The organism is Burkholderia sp. MBR-1 (assembly GCF_013822785.1).
In the GTDB taxonomy this organism is placed as follows: domain Bacteria; phylum Pseudomonadota; class Gammaproteobacteria; order Burkholderiales; family Burkholderiaceae; genus Burkholderia; species Burkholderia vietnamiensis.
Genome location: NZ_CP053611.1, coordinates 1,067,050 through 1,088,240, shown reverse-complemented (window position 1 = coordinate 1,088,240; position 21,191 = coordinate 1,067,050). Strand labels below are relative to the sequence as shown.

General features: G+C 69.8%; 17 protein-coding genes and 2 riboswitches. Of the genes, 6 read left to right on the top strand and 11 right to left on the bottom strand.

The window, feature by feature from the left end; genetic code table 11:
• Positions 1–28 precede the first annotated feature (28 nt).
• From atzF to MBR110_RS29175, 4 genes are all read right to left on the bottom strand, one after another.
• Positions 29–1,921, bottom strand: coding sequence for an allophanate hydrolase (gene atzF / locus MBR110_RS29190; protein ID WP_181709601.1), 1,893 nt, complete (start codon positions 1,919–1,921; stop codon positions 29–31).
• Complete coding sequence (uca, locus tag MBR110_RS29185) at positions 1,918–5,598, bottom strand: urea carboxylase (protein WP_181709600.1); 3,681 nt, start codon at positions 5,596–5,598, stop codon at positions 1,918–1,920. The genes atzF and uca overlap by 4 nt, the downstream gene beginning before the upstream one ends.
• 127 nt (positions 5,599–5,725) lie before the next feature.
• Positions 5,726–6,382, bottom strand: coding sequence for an urea amidolyase associated protein UAAP2 (locus MBR110_RS29180; RefSeq protein ID WP_014725538.1), 657 nt, complete (start codon positions 6,380–6,382; stop codon positions 5,726–5,728).
• A gap of 11 nt (positions 6,383–6,393) precedes the next feature.
• Entirely contained in the window at positions 6,394–7,149 is a 756-nt protein-coding gene (locus MBR110_RS29175) for an urea amidolyase associated protein UAAP1 (protein WP_014725537.1), read from the bottom strand.
• Between the two features lie 57 nt (positions 7,150–7,206).
• Positions 7,207–7,342: riboswitch (guanidine-I (ykkC/yxkD leader) on the bottom strand.
• A gap of 243 nt (positions 7,343–7,585) precedes the next feature.
• Between MBR110_RS29175 and MBR110_RS29170 the strand changes: the two genes are divergently transcribed.
• Together MBR110_RS29170 and MBR110_RS29165 are read left to right on the top strand one after the other, a co-directional pair.
• Positions 7,586–7,729 carry a hypothetical protein gene (locus MBR110_RS29170; protein ID WP_014725536.1) on the top strand — a complete coding sequence of 48 codons (144 nt, stop codon included), beginning with the start codon at positions 7,586–7,588 and terminating at the stop codon, positions 7,727–7,729.
• 99 nt (positions 7,730–7,828) lie between these two features.
• A riboswitch (guanidine-I (ykkC/yxkD leader) is annotated at positions 7,829–7,950 on the top strand.
• A 139-nt stretch (positions 7,951–8,089) separates the two neighbouring features.
• On the top strand, positions 8,090–9,112 hold the full coding sequence (locus MBR110_RS29165; protein ID WP_059602440.1) for an ABC transporter substrate-binding protein: 1,023 nt from the start codon (positions 8,090–8,092) through the stop codon (positions 9,110–9,112).
• Between the two features lie 66 nt (positions 9,113–9,178).
• Here the strand turns inward: MBR110_RS29165 and hutC are convergent, their stop codons facing one another.
• From hutC to MBR110_RS29135, 6 genes are all read right to left on the bottom strand, one after another.
• On the bottom strand, positions 9,179–9,934 hold the full coding sequence (gene hutC, locus MBR110_RS29160) for a histidine utilization repressor (RefSeq protein ID WP_046423227.1): 756 nt from the start codon (positions 9,932–9,934) through the stop codon (positions 9,179–9,181).
• A 44-nt stretch (positions 9,935–9,978) separates the two neighbouring features.
• Positions 9,979–11,472 (bottom strand): aromatic amino acid ammonia-lyase, encoded by a 1,494-nt coding sequence (locus MBR110_RS29155; RefSeq protein ID WP_059474222.1) that lies wholly within the window; start codon positions 11,470–11,472, stop codon positions 9,979–9,981.
• 7 nt (positions 11,473–11,479) lie between these two features.
• Positions 11,480–12,271: an ABC transporter ATP-binding protein gene (locus tag MBR110_RS29150; protein ID WP_011879720.1), complete on the bottom strand. Its 792-nt coding sequence runs from the start codon at positions 12,269–12,271 to the stop codon at positions 11,480–11,482.
• A 27-nt stretch (positions 12,272–12,298) separates the two neighbouring features.
• On the bottom strand, positions 12,299–13,045 hold the full coding sequence (locus MBR110_RS29145) for an ABC transporter permease (protein WP_046423229.1): 747 nt from the start codon (positions 13,043–13,045) through the stop codon (positions 12,299–12,301).
• A 12-nt stretch (positions 13,046–13,057) separates the two neighbouring features.
• Complete coding sequence (locus MBR110_RS29140; protein WP_181709599.1) at positions 13,058–13,780, bottom strand: ABC transporter permease; 723 nt, start codon at positions 13,778–13,780, stop codon at positions 13,058–13,060.
• A gap of 92 nt (positions 13,781–13,872) precedes the next feature.
• A complete protein-coding gene (locus MBR110_RS29135; protein ID WP_181709598.1) occupies positions 13,873–14,733 on the bottom strand; it encodes a transporter substrate-binding domain-containing protein in 861 nt (286 codons plus the stop codon).
• 385 nt (positions 14,734–15,118) lie between these two features.
• Between MBR110_RS29135 and msrB the strand changes: the two genes are divergently transcribed.
• From msrB to MBR110_RS29115, 4 genes are all read left to right on the top strand, one after another.
• Positions 15,119–15,649 (top strand): peptide-methionine (R)-S-oxide reductase MsrB, encoded by a 531-nt coding sequence (gene msrB, locus MBR110_RS29130; protein WP_011879675.1) that lies wholly within the window; start codon positions 15,119–15,121, stop codon positions 15,647–15,649.
• 37 nt (positions 15,650–15,686) lie between these two features.
• Positions 15,687–17,555 carry a cytochrome c biogenesis protein DipZ gene (locus tag MBR110_RS29125; protein ID WP_181709597.1) on the top strand — a complete coding sequence of 623 codons (1,869 nt, stop codon included), beginning with the start codon at positions 15,687–15,689 and terminating at the stop codon, positions 17,553–17,555.
• Positions 17,556–17,639: 84 nt separating this feature from the next.
• Positions 17,640–18,383, top strand: a complete 744-nt coding sequence (gene msrA, locus MBR110_RS29120; protein ID WP_175900639.1) for a peptide-methionine (S)-S-oxide reductase MsrA — start codon at positions 17,640–17,642, stop codon at positions 18,381–18,383.
• Positions 18,384–18,573: 190 nt separating this feature from the next.
• The gene (locus MBR110_RS29115) at positions 18,574–19,695 is read left to right on the top strand and encodes an aromatic ring-hydroxylating oxygenase subunit alpha (protein ID WP_181709596.1); all 1,122 of its coding nucleotides are present in this window, start codon (positions 18,574–18,576) and stop codon (positions 19,693–19,695) included.
• Between the two features lie 38 nt (positions 19,696–19,733).
• Here MBR110_RS29115 and hydA read toward each other — a convergent pair whose 3' ends face one another.
• Complete coding sequence (gene hydA, locus MBR110_RS29110; RefSeq protein ID WP_060081055.1) at positions 19,734–21,191, bottom strand: dihydropyrimidinase; 1,458 nt, start codon at positions 21,189–21,191, stop codon at positions 19,734–19,736.

Genomic DNA, 21,191 nt, shown 5'->3' with positions numbered 1-21,191 from the left:
CAGGCCGCAGCCCCGCGCGACCGGACGTTCATTGCAGCGCGCGGCTCGCGGCCTGCGCGCGATACGCGCGCCAGCCGCCGAAGCGCGTGATGTCCTGCGCATCGTCGAGCGCCGCGCTTTCGCAGACGAAGCCCTGCACCGTCGCGCCGTCCGCGAGCGTCAGCGTGCCGATGCCGAGCGGCGCCGCGATGCCGGCGACGAAGCTGCCGTACGCGTCGACCGGCATCTCCCAGACCTCCACCGCGATCGGCGCGCCGCCGGCCGGCACGCGCACGAGGCCCGGTTTCGCGACGCCGCCGCTGGTCGCGGCGGACAGCGCGTACAGGCGATAGGCGGGCGCGGTCGTGGTCTCGGCGACGAAGCGTGCGCCGCGCTGCGTGAGCTCGCCGTTCAGCGGCTCGCCGCGTAGATGCGCACCGACGACGGCCACGCGCACGAAGCCGGCGCAGGCGCGATTTGCGGCCATCGACGCGGCCATCGACGCGGCCGCCGACGCCGCAGCGACCGCACCGTCGGCGTGACCGACGCCGTCGCCCCACGCCTGCGCGAGATCGAGCAGGCGCGCGTCGTCGTGCGCGCGGCCGACGAACGTGATCCCGAACGGCAGGCCCGCATGCGGCCCGGTTTCGCAGGTGCCGGCAGGCACCGCGATCGCCGACAGATCGAGCAGGTTCACGAAGTTCGTGTAGTAGCCGAAGCGCGAGTTGATCGCGATCGGATCGGCTTCGAGCGCGTCGACGGTCGCGGTCGTCGGCGAGGTCGGCATCGCGATCGCGTCGAGCCCTTCCCACGCGGCAGCCGCGTCGACGCGCAGCGTCGCGAGCTGGTCGAACGCCGCGAACGCATCGGCCGCGCTGAAGCGCGAGGCGCCGCCGAGGATTTCGCGGATCACCGGATGCAGCGCATCGGGCTGCCGCGCGGCAAACGCGCCGATCGCCGCGACGCGTTCGGCCACCCACGGACCGCCGTACAGCAGCCGCGCGGCGGACAGAAACGGGCCGAAGTCGATCTCGACGACCCGCGCGCCGGTCGCGCGCAATCGTGCGAGCGCTGCGTCCCAGGCGGCGCGATACGACGCGTCGCCGTAGAACTCGAGCTGATCGGCGCGCGGCACGCCGAAGCGCAGTTGCCCGAGCGGCGGCGCCGGCCGCGCGCACACGCCATGCGCGTCGAGCAGCGGCTGCCATGCGCGCCCATACGGATCGCGTTCGACGACGCCTTGCGCGACGTCGAATACCGCGCGCGCATCGGCCGGCGAACGGGCGAACACCGATACGCAATCGAGCGAGCGGCAGGCCGGCACGACGCCGAGCGTGCTCAACACGCCGCGCGTCGGCTTGAGCCCGACGAGCCCGTGGAACGCGGCCGGCACGCGGCCCGAGCCGGCCGTGTCGGTGCCGAGCGAGAACGTTGCGACGCCGAGCGCGACGGCCACCGCCGAGCCGGAGCTCGAGCCGCCCGACGCGTAGCGCGGGTCGAGCGCATTGCGGCACGCGCCGTAAGGCGAGCGCTGCCCCGACAACCCCGTCGCGAACTGGTCGAGATTGGTCTTGCCGATCGGAATCGCGCCGGCCGCGATCAGCCGCGCGACGACCGGCGCGCTGCGTTCGGGCGTATACGCATAGGCCGGACAGCCAGCCGTGGTCGGGATGCCGGCGAGGTCGATGTTGTCCTTGATCGCGAACGGCACGCCGTAAAGCGGCAACGATGCGGGGTCGCGCACGGCGAGCGCATGCGCATACTCGCTCATCTCCGCGAGCGTGAGCGGCCTGATCCACGCATGGTGCGGATCGCCCGCGTCGAAATGCGCGGCGATCGCCTCGACGAGCGCATGCGGCGTCAGCTCGCCCGCCGTGTAGCGCGCGCGCAGTTCGGCGATCGAATGCAGCCCCGGCAGAATCGAACGTTGCGTCGTGCTCATGCGACCTCCTCGGCGGCGCCCGCCTTCATCACCATCAGCCGCTGCCCGGCCACCACCGCCGCGCCCGGCGCGCAATCGATCGTCTCGATCGTGCCGCTTTCCGTTGCCGTCACCGCCACCTCCATCTTCATCGACTCGACGATCGCGACGACCTGACCTTCGGTCACGCGCTCGCCGGCTTCGACGAGCACCTTCCAGACGCTGCCCGACACGTCCGCCGCAATCGCGCGCTGCGTGGCGTCGAGCGCGCCCGCGACGCGCGCCGCTTGCGCGTCGCCCGGCTCGGCGTCGCCGACGTATTCCGCATGCCCGGCCGCGCGCCAGCGTTCGCGCTCCGCGTCGAACGCGGCCTGCTGCGATGCCTTGAACGCGGCGATCGAATCGGCCTCGTCGCGCAGGAAGCCGTTGTATGCGCGCAGGTCGAATACCGATTCCTCGATCTTCAGCGCCGCGCGGCCCGCGATGAAATCCGCGCGCAGCGCGCTCAGCTCCGCTTCGCTCACTTCGTAGAAGCGAATCTCGTCGAAGAAGCGCAGCAGCCACGGCTTGCCGGCCTCGAATTCGCGCGTGGTCCGATGGCGGTTCCACATCTGCACCGTGCGGCCGACGAACTGGTAGCCGCCCGGCCCTTCCATCCCGTACACGCACAGGTACGCGCCGCCGATGCCGACCGCATTCTCGGGCGTCCACGTGCGTGCGGGGTTGTATTTGGTGGTCACGAGCCGGTGCCGCGGGTCGATCGGCGTCGCGACGGGCGCGCCGAGATAGACGTCGCCGAGCCCCATCACCAGATAGCGCGCGTCGAACACGATGCGCTTCACGTCGTCGATGTGGGCGAGGCCGTTGATGCGCCGGATGAACTCGATATTGCTCGGGCACCACGGCGCATCGGGCCGCACCGATTGCATGTAGCGCTCGATCGCGATGCGGGTCGACGGATCGTCCCACGACAGCGGCAGATGCACGATGCGGTTCGGCACGCGCATGTCGGTCACGTCGGGCAGTTCGCGCTCGGCGGCCTGCAGATGCGCGAGCAGCGCATCGAGCGGCAGCGTGCGCGGGTCGAACTGCACCTGCAGCGAACGGATGCCCGGCGTCAGGTCGAGCATGCCGGGCAGACGATGCGCGTCGAGCCAGCACATCAGCGCATGCACGCGAAAACGCAGGTTCAGGTCGAGCACGAGCGGCCCGTATTCGACGAGCACGTTGCGATCGCCGGAGCGCCGGTAGACGACGCCGATGCCGCCGCCGGCCGATGCGTCGCGCGCCAGTATGCAGTCGCCGGGCTCGCTGGGCTCGGCGGTCGAGCCGGTTACGACGGCCGGCGCGGCGGGCGTGAGCGCGGCGGCCGGGGCCGTGGCGGGGGTGTGCGTCGCACTACTCGCGGCCGCATCTTTTTCGGCTGTATTCGAGGCTGTAGCGCCGTCCGTCCCCACGCGCACGAACTGCACGGTATCGCCCGGCCGCAGCTGGCCGAGCTTCCACAGCTCGTCGCGCACGACCGTGACCGGACACACGAAGCCGCCGAGGCTCGGCCCGTCCGGGCCGAGGATCACCGGCATGTCGCCGGTGAAATCGACGGCGCCGATCGCGTATGCGTTGTCGTGGATGTTCGACGGATGCAGGCCGGCCTCGCCGCCGTCGGCCCGCGCCCATTGCGGCTTCGGGCCGATCAGCCGCACGCCGGTGCGGCTCGAGTTGTAGTGAACCGTCCATTGCGTGCCGTAGAGCATCGCGATGTCGTCCGGTGTGAAGAAGTCCGGTGCACCGTGCGGACCGTCGAGCACGCCGAGCATCCACGCATGCGTGAGCGCGGGAATCCCGGCCGCGGGCAGCGTCGCACCGGCGTCGCCGCGCGCGGCGTCGGCGTGCAGGTGCAGCACGTCGCCGCGGCGCAGCGCGCGCCCCGCGTGGCCGCCGAACTGGCCGAGCGTGAAGGTCGCCTTGCTGCCGAGATAGTCGGGCACCTGCAGCCCGCCTTTCACCGCGAGGCATGCGCGCACGCCCGCGCCGGTCACGCCGCCGAGCTTCAGCACCGCGCCCGGCCGCGCGCGCAACACCTGCCAGAACGGCGCAGGCTCGCCGTCGAGGGTGGCGGCGAGCGGCGCGCCGCCGAGCACGAACAGCGTCGCCGTGTTGAAGCGCAGCGTCGCGCCGACCATCGTGAATTCGAGCCCGGCGGCGTCGCGCGGGTTGCCGAGCAGCGCGTTCGCGAGGTCGAACGCGCGATCGTCCATCGGCCCCGACGGCGGCACGCCGACGCTCCAGTAGCCGACGCGCCCCGGCGCCTGCTGCACGGTGGTCTGCACGCCGCCGTCGAGCACGTCGATCGTATGCGGCGCGAACGCGAAGCGCGACAGGAACGCGGTGGTCGGCGCGCCGCGCGCGAACGTGTCCGAGCCGGCGATGGCGCGCAGGTAGTCGAGGTTGGTCTCGATCCCGTACAGCTCGGTGCGCGCCAGCGCGGCCTGCAGCGCGGCCAGCGCATCGCGGCGCGTGTCGCCGCGCACGATCAGTTTCGCGAGCAGCGGATCGTAATGCGCGCTGATCTCCGTGCCCGCCTCGATCCAGCCGTCGACGCGCACGTCGTCGGGAAACGCGACGTGCGTGAGCAGCCCCGCGCTCGGCTGGAACTGCTTGTTCGGGTCCTCCGCGTAGAGCCGCACCTGGATGCTCGCGCCGCGCGGCGCGACGGCGAGCGTGTCGAGCGGCGGCAGATCGCCTTCGGCCTGCAGGATCATCCATTCGACGAGATCGATGCCCGTCACCGCTTCGGTCACGCAATGCTCGACCTGCAAGCGCGTGTTGACCTCGAGAAAATAGAAGCGCCGCGCGTTCGCGTCGAACACGAACTCGACCGTGCCGGCCGACGCGTAGCCGACCGCGCGCGCGAGCCGCACCGCGCTCGCGTGCAGCGCGTCGCGTTCGGCGGCGGTCAGGTCGGGCGCGGGCGTTTCCTCGATCACCTTCTGGTTGCGCCGCTGCACCGAGCAATCGCGCTCGCCGAGCGCGATCGCGCCGCCGCGGCCGTCGCCGAAAATCTGCACTTCGAGGTGCCGCGCATGCTCGACGAACTTCTCCAGATAGACGCCCGCATGCGCGAAGTTCGCGTTGCCGAGCCTCACGACGGAGTCGAACGCCGCGTCGAGCTGCGCCGCATCGCGGCACAGCGACATGCCGATCCCGCCGCCGCCGGCCGTGCTCTTGAGCATCACCGGATAGCCGATCGCGGCGGCTGCGGCGAGCGCCGCCGCGAGGTCGCCGAGCAGCCCCGTGCCGGGCAGCAGCGCGACGCCGTGCGCGGCGGCAAGCTCGCGCGCGGTGTGCTTGAGGCCGAACGCGCGCATGTGCTCGCCGCGCGGGCCGATGAAACGCAGGCCGGCCGCCTCGCACGCATCGGCGAAGCCCGCATGCTCGGACAAGAAGCCGTAGCCGGGATGCACGGCCTGCGCGCCGGTTGCCTGCGCGGCCGCGAGGATCGCCGCGACGTTCAGATAGCTGTCGGCGGCCGGCGCGGGGCCGACGCGTACCGCTTCGTCGGCGAGCGCCACGTGGCGCGCGTCGCGATCGGCATCGGAATAGATCGCGACGGACGCGATGCCGAGGCGCTTCAGCGTCCGGATCACGCGGCACGCGATTTCGCCGCGGTTCGCGACGAGGACTTTGGCGAATCTCATGTTGCCTCCCGCGCGGCGGCGCCGATGGGCGTAGCGCGGCATGCGCCGCGCATCGCTGCGCGCGCAACTATCCGGCCGGCGTGGCGGAGGCGGCCGCGCGGCGAACGATCGTAAGCGTGCAGGCCGTTCATCGGGCCTCCCAGACGAGCAGGCGCACCGGTGTCGGGTTGTAGCCGTTGCACGGATTGTTCAGTTGCGGGCAATTCGAGATCAGCACCGTGACGTCCATCTCCGCGCGCATCTCGACGTACTTGCCGGGCGCCGAGATGCCGTCCTCGAACGTGAGCCCGCCGCTCGGCGTGACCGGCACGTTCATGAAGAAGTTGACGTTGCCGACGAGGTCGCGCTTCGTGAGCCTTGCGCCGGCACCGCACGCGCAGTGCGTGATCGCGTTGAGGAAGCTGTCGCGGCAGTTGTGCATGTAGCGCTTGTCGAGCGCGTAGCGCACGCTGTTGCTCTCCGCCGCGCACGCGCCGCCGAGCGTGTCGTGACGCCCGCAGGTGTCGGCGACGATCGTCGCCATCGGGTTGCCGCGGCTCGACAGCAGCACGCTGCCGGCGCTCAGGTACAGGTTGCGCTGCGCGCGGATCGTGTCCTGCGCGCTATAGCGTTCGTCGGTGTCGTCGGTGCGGTAGAACAGTGTGTCGACGGCCTGGTTGCCTTCGAGGTCGAGGATCCGGAAGATCTGGCCGCGCTTCAGGTCGTGCAGCCACGGTTCGCCCGCGGGCAGCGTGGTGTCGTGGATCGCGTCGCGCGGGTCGAGACGGCTTTCGATGATCGGCATGGCGGCGCTCCTTAGGCGAACAGACGGTCGGTGTTGGCGAAGCCGCGCGTGTTTTCCGCGCAGGCGCACCGGCACGGGTCGTCGTCGGGCGCCGCGCCGTCGGCCGGATACGCGCGGTAGGCGATCAGCTTCACGGGCTTCGGCGCATAGTCGGCGCGCGGGTCGAGCGGATGCGGCGCGGTCGAGAACGCCGCGAGCGTGTTCATCTCGAAGCGCAGGTCGAGCGTGCTGCCGGCCGGCGAATGTCCGACGACGAAATCGAGCGCGCCGTCGTCGCCGGTGTCGAGCCTGCTGAAGAAGTTGACGTTCGCCGCGAGGTCGCGCGCCGACAAGCCGTATTTCGCGAGCTCGAGCACGAGGCTGTCGCGGCCGTTGCGGACCATCGCGTTGCGCGCGGCCTGATACGACGTCGTGCCGTACTTGCTCGCAAAGAGCCGCGCGTCGCCGACGCCGCCGAGCGGGTCGTGCCAGCCCAGCGTGTCGGCCGTGATCGACGCGATCACGCGACCCATGTCCGTGTACAGCGCATGGCCGCGCGTCAGATGCGCGGTGTGCTGCGCCTTCAGCGTATCGGCCATGTTGTAGCGTTCGAGCAGATCTTCCTGGCGATGAAAGACGGCGGACAGGTTCGCGCCGCCTTCGATATCGACGATGCGCAGCGCGAGGCCGCGGCGCAGGATGCCGGACCAATGGGTTCCGGCGGGAATCAAGGCTTCCCACGCGATGTGTGGCGGCGGGGCGAGAACGGCTTGGGGGCTCGGCGACATGACGGCTCCGGGGTCGGTTGGACAAAGGGCGTGAGAGGGCGACCGAACGACATCGCGACCTCCCGGGCTTTTATCCCTCCGTGGAGCCTCGCCGTTTCCTCTCGTCGAGGCGAAGGCAAGACCGGATTGCTCTCGGACCAGACATCGCGCGGCGCGCCTGCGCCACACGACCGGAACCCTAGCGATCCTGAAGATGATGCAAATTGCTTCGCACCTCTCGGGTGTCGATGAAGCGAGTTGCGTGCCAGCCGATGCATGAGGACCGCCCGGCGCCCGCACCGCAGCCTGCGACGGCGCGACGACGTGGCGGCATGCGCGAGCAGCCCGGCAGACGCTTGCCCTCGCGGCGGGCGTGCGGCGCACCATGCGCACGCGCCGGCGCACCGGCTCAGTGCGCCCCGCCTGCGCTTCACGTGCGCGGGCCGCACGATGCCCAATGGCATGGGCATTGCTGAAAATCGCAGCGACGCCACTCGCCATCCGCTCCTTCATGAACAAGCTCGACCTGCTCCGGCGCGCCCTGAGCGCGCTGTTCGCCGCGCGCTTCATCGAACTTCAGCGCAGCGTGCGACGCCGTTGAGTCGCACGGCCGCGTGCGACCGCGCGCGACCGACACCGATCGCCATCGATTGGCACGCTTCTCGCTCGACATGACGCCGAGAGGTGCGGCGGTGTCGCATCTTAGGGTCGCTAGGGTTCCGGTTCATCGAACGTCTGGTCCGAGAGCAGCCCGGCGCGCGGGCGTCCGATCACGAAAACGGACGCCCTCGCGCTACACGGCGGGACAAAAGCCCGGGAGATTGGCGATGGCAACGGCCGTCGCGCCTCTCCGTGGCCGCCCGTCCGTTCCGCATCCGCAGGAACCGGTCACGCAGCCGGACCGTGTGCTCGCACACGATCCGTATCGACGATCCCGATCCCGGTCTCCTGGAGAACAACGATGACCCGTCCCGCCTCGGCGTTGCGCCGCCTGCCGTCCTTCCGTCTCATCCGTCATGCCTTGGGGGCCGCCGCCGCGGCCGCCGCGCTGTGGGCCGCGCCCGCCGCGCACGCGGCCGCGCCGCTGAAGATCGGCTACAGCGACTGGCCGGGCTGGGTCGCCTTCCAGGTCGCGCTCGACAAGGGCTGGTTCAAGGAAGCCGGCGTCGACGTCGATTTCGAATGGTTCGATTATTCGGCGTCGCTCGATGCGTTCTCCGCGGGCAAGCTCGACGCGGTCGCCGCGACCAACGGCGACGCGCTCGTGACCGGCGCGTCCGGCGCGAAGAACGTGATGGTCCTGCTGACCGACTATTCGGCCGGCAACGACATGATCGTCGCGAAGCCGCCGGTGCGCACCGTCGAGGCGCTGAAAGGCAAGAAGGTCGGCGTCGAGCTGGGCCTCGTCGATCATCTGCTGCTCGAAACCGCGCTGCAGAAGCACGGGCTCAAGGACGGCGACGTCACGCTCGTGAACGCGAAGACCAACGAACTGCCGCAGGTGCTCGGTTCGTCGTCCGACATCGCCGCGGTGGCCGCATGGCAGCCGAACGCCGGCGAGGCGTTGAAGCGCGCACCGGGCGCGCGGGCGATCTTCACGTCGGCCGATGCGCCGGGGCTGATCTACGATGCGATCACGGTCGCGCCGGCGAGCCTCGCCGCGCGTCGCGCCGACTGGGCGAAGGTCGTCAAGGTCTGGTACCGCTGCGTCGCCTACATCAACGATCCGAAGACGCAGGCCGACGCGGTCAAGATCATGTCGGCGCGTGTCGGCCTCAAGCCGGAGCAATATCTGCCGCTGCTGAAGGGCACGCACCTGCTCGACGAGGCGGCCGCGAAGCGCGCGTTCCGCAAGGGCGACGGGCTCGATTCGATCTACGGCTCGACGCGTAACGCCAACGCGTTCAACGTGCGCAACGCGGTGTACAAGCAGGCGCAGGACGTCGACACGTATATCGATCCGCGCTTGGTCGACGCGCACTGACCGTCGCGCGCTGCGCGCGTGGCGAAGTGACGAGGCCGCCACGCCGCGCGCGCGGCAAGCCGATCGCTACATCGTCCCGGCGAGGTGAAACCGCGACGCCGGATGCCACAGCGTGACCGACGTGGCGACGTGCTCGCCGACCCACGTGCGGCGCTTCAACAGCAGGCACGGTTCGCCGATTTCCATGACGAGATGGCGACGCACCTGCGCGTTCGGCTTCTCCGCGTAGATGCGGAACTCGGCGCGCTGGATCGGCGCGAGCCGCACCATGTAGTGATTCGGCGTGTCGACCGTGAAGTCCTGCTCGAGGTAGTCGGGAAACAAGGCCGGGTTCACGTAGCGATCTTCGAACTGGATCGGCTCGTCTTCCTCGTAATGCACGATGCGCGAATGGAACACCGGCCCCGAGCGCAGCCCCAGCGCGTCGATCGCTTCCGGCTCGACGCTGCGCTCGATCAGCAGCACGCGCGCGCTGTGCCGATGGCCGCGCTCCGCGATCTCGTCCGCGATGTTGCGAATTTCCAGCACCGTCGATTCGTAGTGCCGCCGCTCGACGAACGTGCCCGCGCCCTGGATGCGCGTCAGCACGCGCTCGGCGGTCAGCTCGCGCAGCGCGCGCGACACCGTCATCCGCGCCACGCCGAATTCCTTGACGAGCTCGGCCTCCGTCGGAATCGCGCCGCCGGGCTTCCAGTCGCCGTTCGCGATCCGCTCGACGACGTAGCGCTTGATCTGCTGGTACGCCGGCAGTGCGCGTGCCGGCACGTCGTCGCGCGTCGCAGCCGCTCGGCGTGCCGATGCGTGTCGTTCCGTTTCGTTCATGCGCCCTCGACCGAATGAAAGTTGAATGCCGCTGCGCGTCGCCGCTAGCGCACGGGCAACGGCGGCCCCGCGACGATCGCGGCCGCGATCGCGATGTCGTCGGCCAGCGGCCGATCGTCGCGATACGCCCGCACCCGCTCGCGCACATGGCGCCACAGCGCATCGGTCGACGCCGCACGGCCGGTGTTGCCCGCCTGCAGATCGTATGCCTGCGCGGCGGCCAGCAACTCGATCGCGAGCACGCGCGTCGCGTTCTCGATGATGTCGAGCGCCTTCAGCGCGGCAGGCGTCGCGTGGCACAAGTGATCTTCCTGCAGCCCGGACGTGATGCCGCCGTCGAGGCTCGCCGGCGCCGCCAGCCGCTGGTTCTGCGCGACCAGCGCGACCGCCGTGTACTGCGCGATCATGAAGCCCGAGCACGTGCCGCCGGGCGCGGCGAGGAACGCCGGTAGCCCGCTCACGAGCGGATTCACGAGACGGTCGAGCCGCCGCTCGGCGATGGCCGCGACCTGCGCCATCGCGGCCGCGAGGCTGTCCATCGCCAGCGCGATGCCGGCGCCGACCGCATGGGCCTGCGAATGAACGACCGGCGCGTCGCGCGTGCCGGCGACGATCGGGTTGTCGGTCACGGACGCGAGCTCGCGATCGACGACTTCCGCCGTCACGGCGAACACGTCGCGCGCCGCGCCGTGCACGTGCGGGATCGTGCGCAGGCTCAACGGATCCTGCGTGCGCCGCCCGCTCGCCGCGGCGAGCATCGGGCTGTCGGCGAGCATCGCCCGCAGGCGCGTGCCGACCTGCGCGATGCCGGGCGAGATCCGCAGCGCGAGCGACGCCGGGTCGAATGCGGCCAGTTGACCGCCGAGATTCTCGAAGCTCGCCGCCGCGATCCAGTCGGCCCAGTCGAGCAGGCGCTCCGCGCGCGCCAGCGCGAGCGCGGCGAGCCCGGTCACGCACGGCGTGCCGTTGACGAGGCTCAGGCCTTCCTTCGCGCCGAGCGCGAGCGGCTCGCGCCCGACGCGCCGCAGCGCGTCGCCGCCGCCGATGCGCTCGCCTCGATGGCGCGCGTGGCCGTGGCCGATGCACACGAGCGCGACGTGCGCCATGTGGGTCAGATAGCCGACCGAGCCGTGCGCCGGCACTTCCGGCAGGCAATCGTGCTCCAGCAACGCGACGAGCTGATCGACCACCTCCGGACGCACGCCCGAATGCCCATGCGCGAAGTTGTTGATCGCCGCCGCGATGATCGCGCGCGTTTCGGCCGGGCCGAGCGGCATGCCGACACCCACGGCGTGGCTCATCAAGATGTTGTGCGACAGCGTGCTCTGCTGGGCCGGCGACACGATCACGTCGCACAGCGCGCCCACGCCGGTATTGACGCCATACGCGCGAATGCCGCGCGCGACGATCTCGTCGACGAGCCCGCGCGCCGCCGCGACGCGCCCGCGCGCCTCGTCGGTCAACGCCAGCGGCGCGCCGGCCGCGACGGCCGCAATCTGCCGCCAGTCGAGCGGCCGTGCAGAACGGAAGACGGTCATGATGGGCTCAGTTCGCGGCGCGGTCGTGGTGGCTCGACACGAACTGCCCGAAGCGCGCGGAACACTCGCCGCCGAACAGCGCGGCGGGCGGCCCGTCGCAATCGACTTCGCCCTGATGCAGGAACATCACGCGATTCGACACGTGCCGCGCGAAGCCCATTTCATGCGTGACGACCAGCATGGTGCGCCCTTCCTCCGCGAGCGAGCGCATCACGCGCAGCACCTCGCCGACCAGCTCCGGATCGAGCGCCGACGTCGGCTCGTCGAACAGCATCACCTTCGGATGCATCGCGAGCGCGCGCGCGATCGCGACGCGCTGCTGCTGACCGCCGGACAGATGCGCGGGATAGTAGCCGCGCTTGTCGGCGAGGCCGACACGCGCCAGCAGCGCCTCGGCTTCCTCGACCGCTTCCGCGCGGCTGCGCTTCAGCACGCGCAGCGGACCTTCGACCAGATTGTCGAGCACGGTCATGTGCGACCACAGGTTGAAGTTCTGGAACACCATCCCGAGCTGCGAGCGGATGCGATCGACCTGGCGACGGTCGCCCGGCTGCAACTTGCCGTCGCGGGTGCGCTTCATCTTCAGTTCCTCGCCGGCGAGCGCGACGGAGCCGTCGTCGGGCGTCTCCAGCAGGTTCAGGCAGCGCAGGAAGGTGCTCTTGCCCGAGCCGCTCGCGCCGAGGATCGAGATGACGTCGCCTTCGTGCGCGTCGAGCGAAATACCCTTCAGCACGTGGTGATCGCCGAACGACTTGTGGATGTTCTTGACCGACAGCGCAACGGGAGCAGCGGTGTTCATCGGATTCTCCTGGAAATGGCGGGGCGCTCAGGACGCCGCGCGCCGCGGATTGTGCGTCGTCGCTGCGGACGGGCCGGACGGCTTCGGCGCGCGCAAGTGCGCGGAGAGCCGCCATTCGAGTGCGCCGAGCACGCGCACGATGATGAAGTTCAGGCCCAGATAGATGAGGGCCGCACAAACGAACACCTCGGTCGTGCGGTAGGTTTGCTGGATGATCTGCTGCGCGACGCCCGTGACCTCCCACACCGTCACGAGGCTCGCGAGCGCGGTCGATTTGACCAGCAGCACGGCCTCGGTCGAATAAGCGGGCAAACACTGGCGCAATGCGATCGGCCCTATCACGCGGCGCAGCAGCGCGAAGCCCGACAGCCCGATCGAATAGCCGGCCTCGATCTGCCCGACCGGCACGGCCATCAGCCCGCCGCGCACGATCTCGGCCGTATAGCCGGCCGTGCACAACGCGAGCGACAGCACCGCGCATGCGTAGGGCTCGCGCAGCAGCGGCCACACGAAGCTTTCGCGGATCACGCCGAACTGACCGAGCCCGTAGTAGACGAGAAACATCTGGATCAGCAGCGGCGAGCCGCGAAACACGAGGATGTAGGCGCGCGCGAAGCGGTTCGGCAGCCAGTGCGGCGACACGCGCATCGCGACGATCACGAGCGACAGCAGGCCGCCGAGCACGAGCGACGCGAAGAACAGGCCCAGCGTGGTCGGCACGGCCGCGAGCAACTGGCGCAGCGTGTCGGCGAGGAAGTCGAAATCGAAGGTCATGCGGGCGCTCCGTCAGTTGCGTGCGAAGTTGCGGCGGAACGAGCGGCCGACGAGCGCTTCGGCGCGGTTGAACACGCGGTTCGACAAGGCCGTCATCAGCAGATACAGCGCGCCGCCCGCGACGAAGAAGAGGAAATACTGGTGCGTCGAATTCGCCGCGACCTGGCTCGTGCGCAGCAGCTCCGTGAGCCCGGTGACCGAGATCAGCGCAGAGTCCTTCAGGCTCAGCTGCCAGACGTTGCCGATGCCGGGCAAGGCGAAGCGCAGCACCTGCGGAACGAGGATGCGGCGCAACACCATGCTGCGCGGCATGCCGATCGAGCGCGCCGCTTCGAGCTCGCCCTTCGCTACGGCCAGCACGGCCGCGCGATACACCTCGGCCTGATACGCGCCGGAAATCATCCCGACCGCGAGCGCGCCGATCACGAACGGCGGCACGCCGATGAAGCCGTCCGCGCCGAACCACTGGCCGACGGCCGTGACGAGCGTCGAGCCGCCGAAATAGAACAGGTAGATCACGAGCAGTTCGGGCACGCCGCGAAACACGGTGGTGTACAGGTCGCCGAGCAGGCGGGCGCTGCGGTGACGCGACAGCTTGGCTGCCGCGATCACCGCGCCGATCGCGGCGCCCACCGCCAGCGCGGCGAGCGTCAGCGCGACCGTCATCAGCGCGGCGAGCAACAGCACACCGCCCCAGCCGTCGGTTCCGAAGCCGAGCATTTCAAGAATCGCCATGCGTGCCTCCCGGCATACGTTGAAGGACTTCCGATGATGCGTGCCGCCGCGCGCCGGCCGGGCCGGTCACGCGACGGCAGACGGACACGCGCTTACGGCGTGACGTCGGTCTTGAACCATTTGTCGGCGAGCTTCTTGACGGTGCCGTCCGCGAGTGCGGCGCCGATCGCCGTATCGAACTTCGTCTTCAGGTCGGCATCCTGCTTGCGGAACGCGAGCCCTTCGCCGGGCCCCCAGATCGGGCCGCCGAGCTTCGGGCCTGCCAGCACGATCGATGCGTTGTCCTTCTTCGCGATGTTCGCCGCGTAGTACGTGACGTCGTCGAACGACGCGTCGATACGGCCGGCGACGAGATCGAGGTCGCGCTCCGGCGAGGTCTTGTACACGCGGATCGACGCGATGTCCTTGAAGCTGTCGTTGATGAACTTGGTGTAGACGGTGCCCGACTGGATGCCGATCGTCTTGCCCTTCAGCTGCTTGCGCAGCGCATCGACGGTCGGCTTGTCCGCGTTCGCGTCGCCGGTCAGCTTCACGACCGGCGCGGCCGGCGACGCCTTCGGCAGGATCTTCGTATCGGTGACGGCGAAGGTCGCCGGCGTGGCCGCATACGGGCGCGAGAACAGCAGGATCTTCTCGCGCTCCGGCGTGATCGAGATCGCATCCATCAGCACGTCGAACTTGCCGGCCTGCAGGCCCGGAATCATGCCGTCCCAGTCCTGCGCGACCATGTTGCATTGCACCTTGATGCGCTCGCACACGTTCGCGAGCAGTTCCGGCTCGAAACCGCCGAGCTTGCCGCCCGGCAGCGTGAGGTTCCACGGCGCATAGCCGCCTTCGAGCGCGACCGTCACCGTCTTCCATTCCTTCGCCTGCACCGGCGCGGCGAGTGTGGCCGCCGCAGTCGCGATGATGCCGATCGTCCTGACTGCCCAGTTGATGCGCTTGCCGTTCACGGGGTTTCTCCTTGCGTTGAGGTTCGCAATCCCCTCGGTGCAGCAAGCGCCTCAGGAATTTGTCTATACAAGCATGCAAGAAGAAAAATGGAGAGACAAGCGGCGATCAAAAAAAACCGGTGAAACGCGGGAAATCCCCTAAATTCAGGCGTGTAGCGCACTCCATCGTGGTGAATCGGAGCACGGAATTGGTGCGGTTTTCACGGTCGAATCGGCAGGATGACTAGACAAATTTTGAATTTGAACGCGGGGAGCCGGTGAGGCGCGTCCGATGTCCGGGCGCCATCGAAAGATCACGGTTCATTTAACTTTCCGTGAGGACTTCGACACCACCCGCTGCCTACTCTGTGCGCATGTTTCCCGCACCTGCTTCCAGGAGCCCGTCATGCCCACTCGCAGACATCTGCTGTTCGCCGGCGCCACCGGCGTCGCCGCGCTCGCGGCGCTGTCGTCGGCAGGCCGCCGCATGCTGGTCGGCCGCGCATTCGCCGCGCCGCCCGGCGCACGCGGCGCCACCGCGTCGTTCGACGTTACCCGCAGCGAAGCCGAATGGCGCCGCCGCCTCACGCCGGCCCAATACACGGTGCTGCGCGATGCCGGCACCGAGCCGCCGTACAGCAGCCCGCTGAACGGCGAGCACCGCCGCGGCACGTTCGCATGCGCCGGTTGCGACCTCGCGCTGTTTCCGTCGAGCACTAAGTTCGACAGCCATACCGGCTGGCCGAGCTTCTGGAAGCCGCTCGACCACGCGGTCGCGACCGAAGCCGACGCGTCGTACGGGATGGCGCGCACCGAAGTGCACTGCCGCCGCTGCGGCGGCCATCTCGGCCACGTGTTCGACGACGGCCCGCCGCCCACCGGCCTGCGCTACTGCATGAACGGGCTCGCGCTCGCCTTCCACCCGGCCGCCGCCTGAACGGCCGCGGCTTCCCCGAACGACCGGAGACTGCTCCATGTTGCTCATCGTCCTCGCCTATCTCGGCGGCGTGCTCACGATCCTGAGCCCGTGCATCCTGCCCGTGCTGCCGTTCGTGTTCGCGCGCGCCGACCAGCCGTTCGTGCGCACCGGCCTGCCGCTGCTGATCGGCATGGCGCTCACGTTCGCCGTCGTCGCGACGCTGGCCGCGGTCGGCGGCGGCTGGGTCGCACAGGCCAACCAGGCCGGCCGCTGGCTCGCGATCGTGCTGCTCGCGCTGTTCGGCCTGACGCTGCTGCTGCCGCGCTTCGCCGAACACCTGACGCGCCCGCTCGTCGCGGCCGGCAACCGGCTCACCGGCCTCGCGCAGCGCGACGGCCGCGCGGCCGGCCCCGCGTCGTCGTTGCTGCTCGGCGTCGCGACCGGCCTGCTGTGGGCGCCGTGCGCAGGCCCGATCCTCGGGCTCGTGCTGACCGGCGCCGCGCTGCGCGGCGCGAGCGTCGGCACGACGCTGCTGCTGGTCGCGTATGCGGCCGGCGCGGCGACGTCGCTCGCCGTTGCGCTCGTGATCGGCGGCAAGGTGTTCGCCGCGATGAAGCGCTCGCTCGGCGCCGGCGAATGGATCCGGCGCGGGATCGGCGTCGCGCTGCTGGCCGGCGTCGGCGCGATCGCGCTCGGCGCCGATACGGGCGCGCTCGCGCAACTGTCGACCGTCACGACCGGCAGCCTCGAAACGAAGCTGGTCGCGCGCCTCGGCGGCCACTCGAACGGCGCACCGCCGGCCCAGCCGGGCGCGGACGACGGCCGGGACGCACTCGCCGGCCGCAGCGGCGCGATGATGGCCGCAACGTCGACGCCCACGCCGGACGCGCGCGGCGCGATGATGCGCGCGGCCGATCCCGCGCCCGCAATGCACGCGGCTGCGGCACTGCCCGTCGAAGGCACGCTGCCGTCGCTCGACGGCGCCGTGCAGTGGCTGAACTCGCCGCCGCTGACGGCGGCCGGCCTGCGCGGCAAGGTCGTGCTCGTCGACTTCTGGACCTACTCGTGCATCAACTGTCTGCGCACGCTGCCGTACACCAGCGCGTGGGCGCACAAATATGCGCGCTACGGGCTCGTCGTGATCGGCGTGCATGCACCGGAATTCGCATTCGAGCGCAATGTCGGCAACGTGAAGAAGGCCGTGCACGACCTCGGCATCGACTATCCGGTCGCGATCGACAACGGCTATGCGATCTGGCGTGCGTTCGACAACGAATACTGGCCGGCCCACTACTTCGTCGATGCGCAGGGGCGCATCCGCCATCACCATTTCGGCGAAGGCGAATACGCGCAATCGGAACGCACGATCCAGGCGCTGCTCGCCGATGCCGGCCACCCGGAAGCGCTGAACGTGCCGCTCGGGCTCACCGGCGCACCGGCACAAGGCGCGCTCGCGCCGGCCGACGGTCCGGAGGTCCACTCGCCCGAAACCTACGTCGGCTATGCACGCGCGCAGGCGTTCGCGTCGCCGGGCGGCGTCGTGCGCGACGCGGCCCACCGCTACGATGCACCGTCCCGCCTCGACCTGAACGACTGGGGCGTGGCCGGCACGTGGCAGGTCGGCGGCGAGCGCGCGACGCTCGCGGCGCCGGGCGGCCGGATCGTCTATCGCTTCCACGCGCGCGACCTGCACCTCGTGCTCGGCCCCGGCGCGCACGGCAAACCGGTGCACTTTCGCGTGACGCTCGACGGCGCGGCGCCCGGCGCCGCTCATGGCGCCGACGTCGACGCGCAGGGCTACGGCACCGTCAGCGGCCAGCGGCTGTACCAGCTCGTCCGGCAGCCGGGTGTGATCGTCGATCGCACGTTCTCGATCGAGTTTCTCGATCCCGGCGTCGATGCGTATGCATTCACGTTTGGTTGAGCGTCGCATTCGCGCCGCCGCCGTTGCGAACGCAACGCGCGCGCCGTTCTCGTCATTCCACACAGCATCTCGAAGGAGCAATCGATGATCCCGACATCCACGCGTATTTCCGTGGCACCGCGGCGCGCGGCGCTGCTGCGCCGCCTCGCTGCGCTCGCGCTGGCGGCCGCCGCCGTCTTCGGCTATCAGCGCGTCGTGCGCGCCGCTGAGCCGATCCGCAACGCACCCGCGCCGGCGCTCGACGAAACGCCCGGTGCATCGCACGACGAAACGGCCGTCCTTGCCGGCGGCTGCTTCTGGGGCGTGCAGGGCGTGTTCGAGCACGTGAAGGGCGTGAAGCAGGTGACGGCCGGCTACGCAGGCGGCGCATCCGAAACCGCGCACTACGCGCTGGTCGGCTCGGGCCTCACGGGCCATGCCGAGTCGGTGCGCATCGTCTACGATCCGGCGCAGGTCAGCTACGGCCACCTGCTGCAACTGTTCTTCTCGGTGGCGCACGATCCGACCGAACTGAATCGCCAGGGCCCCGACGAAGGACCGCAGTATCGGTCCGCGATCTTTCCGACCAACGCGCAGCAGCGCGCGGTCGCGACCGCGTACATCGCGCAGCTCGGCGCCGCACACACGTTCGCGGCGCCCGTCGTCACGCGCGTCGAGCCGTACAAGGGCTTCTATCCGGCCGAGGACTATCACCAGAACTACCTCGAGCTGCATCCCGACGCACCGTACATCGCGTTCAACGATCTGCCGAAGGTCGCCGCGCTGAAGCTGCGCTTCCCCGCGCTGTATCGCGCCGATGCGGTGCTGTGGCACGACGCGCGACGCTGACACGCCGCCCGCCACGTGGCGCGCACCGCGGCCCGGATTGCGCTGCATCAACGAAACGCCTGGCGCGCCGGCCGGACAAACCCGCATCGGTTCAGCTTCGCGCGTCAACTTCGCGTAGACTTCTCCGTTACAGATCGCCGCCGCAACCTGCGGCGCCCGAAATGCAACAGCCAGCCAGGAGGCGTCACGCATGCGCGCAGTGCCTTTGTCTGACAGCAGCACCCTCGAACAACCGGCCACCGAAGCGGTCGTGCGCGACCTGCGCCGTGTGCCGATCCATCCCGATCACTGGTATCCGCTCGCATGGTCGCGCGAGCTCAAACGCGGCAAGACGCTCGGCGTGCGCTTCGCCGGCGATCCGATCGTGCTCGTACGCACCGAGTCCGGCGCCGTGTATGCACTCGAAGATCGTTGCGCGCACCGCCAGGTGCCGCTGCACGCGGGCGTCGTCGACGGCGAAACGCTGCGCTGCTGTTACCACGGCTGGACCTACGCGTGCGACAGCGGCCGCTGCGTCGACGTGCCGTATCTCGGCCGCGAACGCCTGCCCAACGGCGTGCGCGCGTATCCGTGCCGCGAGACGCACGGCGTGATCTTCGTGTTCCCCGGCGACGCGACGCTGGCGGACGAACGCCCGGTGCCCGCACTCGAATCGGCCGACAATCCCGCATACAAGACGCGCCGCTTCGGCCGCGAGGTCAAGTGCCACTACTCGTTCATGCACGAGAACCTGATGGACATGAACCATCAGTTCCTGCATCGCAAGCAGATGGGCCAGATGCGCGCACGCTCGGTCGGCCGCCGTCGCGGCGACGACTGGGTCGAGGTCGACTACACGTTCGCGCGGATGGAAGGCAAGCAGCCGGTCGGCGAGGCGCTCGTGTTCGGCTCGAGCAAGAAGCCCGGCGATCAGGCCGACAAGAGCGTGATGACGGTGCGCACCGGCTACCCGTATCAGACGCTGCAGATCCGTTCGAGCGAAGGCACGCTCGTGATGGACCTGTGGATCGTCTACGTGCCGCTCGATGCCGAGCAACGCACCAATCGCACGTTCGGGTTGCTGTCGATCCACAAGCCGGGCATTCCGTTCGCGCTCGATCTCGCATGGCCGCTGCTCGTGTGGTTCACCGAACGGATCTTCCGCGAGGATCGCTGGATCGTCGAGCGCGAGCAGGAAGCGCACGACCGCCAGGGCGCCGACTGGAACCACGAGGTGTTTCCGGTCATCAACGAACTGCGCGACCTGCTGCGCCAGTGCGGCGCGCGCACGGTGATCCCGATCCGCGACGCGAGCACGGGCGACGCTCGCTGAGCGTCGCCGCCGAGGTTCGCCCTCGGCCTCCCGCGTGCTTACCGGCTACGCTCGACCGGATGCGGTTCGCGCAGCCGGTTGGCGATGCGTGCGGCCTCGTAATACGAGGCCGCGGGCGGCCGCTTCAGATAACGCCCCGCACCGCGCTGCGCGCGCAGGTCGCCGTCGGCCCAGGCGAGCGCGCCGCGCGTGAGCGTGTGCGTCGCCACGCCTTGCACCGTCATGCCCTCGAACACGTTGAAGTCGACCTGCTGGTGATGGGTCTTCACCGAGATCGTCTTCGTCGCGGCCGGATCCCATACGACCAGATCGGCATCGGCGCCCACCTGCACCGCGCCCTTGCGCGGGTGCAGATTGAAGATCTGCGCGGCATTGGTCGACGTGATCCGCACGAATTCGTTCGGCGTGATGCGCCCGCGGTTCACACCGTGATGCCACAGCACCGACATGCGGTCCTCGACGCCGCCGCAGCCGTTCGGGATCTTCGTGAAGTCGTCGCGGCCCATCGCCTTCTGCGACGCGCAGAACACGCAGTGATCGGTCGCCGTCGTATGCAGCTGCCCGGCCTGCAGCCCGCGCCACAGCGCCTCGCGATGCTCGGCCGAGCGAAACGGCGGGCTCATCACGTGGGCGGCCGCGCGCGTCCAGTCCGGGTCGCGATAGACGGCCTCGTCGATCACCAGATGGCCCGGCAGCACCTCACCGAACACGCGCAGCCCTTCGCTGCGTGCCCGCGCGATCGCGTCGACCGCATCCTTCGCCGACACATGGACGATGTACACCGGCACGCCCAGCACCTGCGCGATGCGGATCGCGCGGTTCGCGGCCTCGCCCTCCACTTCCGGCGGCCGCGACAGCGGATGCGCCTCCGGCCCCGTCATGCCGCGCGCGAGCAGCGCCTGCTGCAGCCGGAATACGAGCTCGCCGTTCTCCGCGTGCACGGTCGGCAGCGCGCCCAGCTCGAGCGAACGCGAGAAGCTGTTCACGAGGATCTCGTCGTCGGCCATGATCGCGTTCTTGTACGCCATGAAGTGCTTGAAGCTCGACACGCCGTGCTCGTTCACGAGCGTGCCCATGTCGCGATGCACGGATTCGTCCCACCACGTGACGGCCACGTGGAAGCCGTAATCGGCCGCCGCCTTCTCGGCCCAGCCGCGCCATTGGTGAAACGCGTCCATCAGCGGCTGCCTCGGGCTCGGGATCACGAAGTCGATGATGCTCGTCGTGCCGCCCGCCAGCCCGGCGGCCGTGCCCGAGTAGAAATCGTCGCTGGCCGTCGTGCCCATGAACGGCAGTTCCATGTGCGTATGCGGATCGATGCCGCCCGGCATCACGTACTGGTCGTGTGCGTCGACGACCGCCGCACCCGCCGGCGCGTCGATCTTCTCCGCGATCTGCAGGATCGTGCCGCCGTCCTGCGGGTCGGCGCACAGCACGTCCGCGCGATAGGTGCGCTCCGCATCCACCACCGTGCCGCCGCGAATCAGGATTGCCAT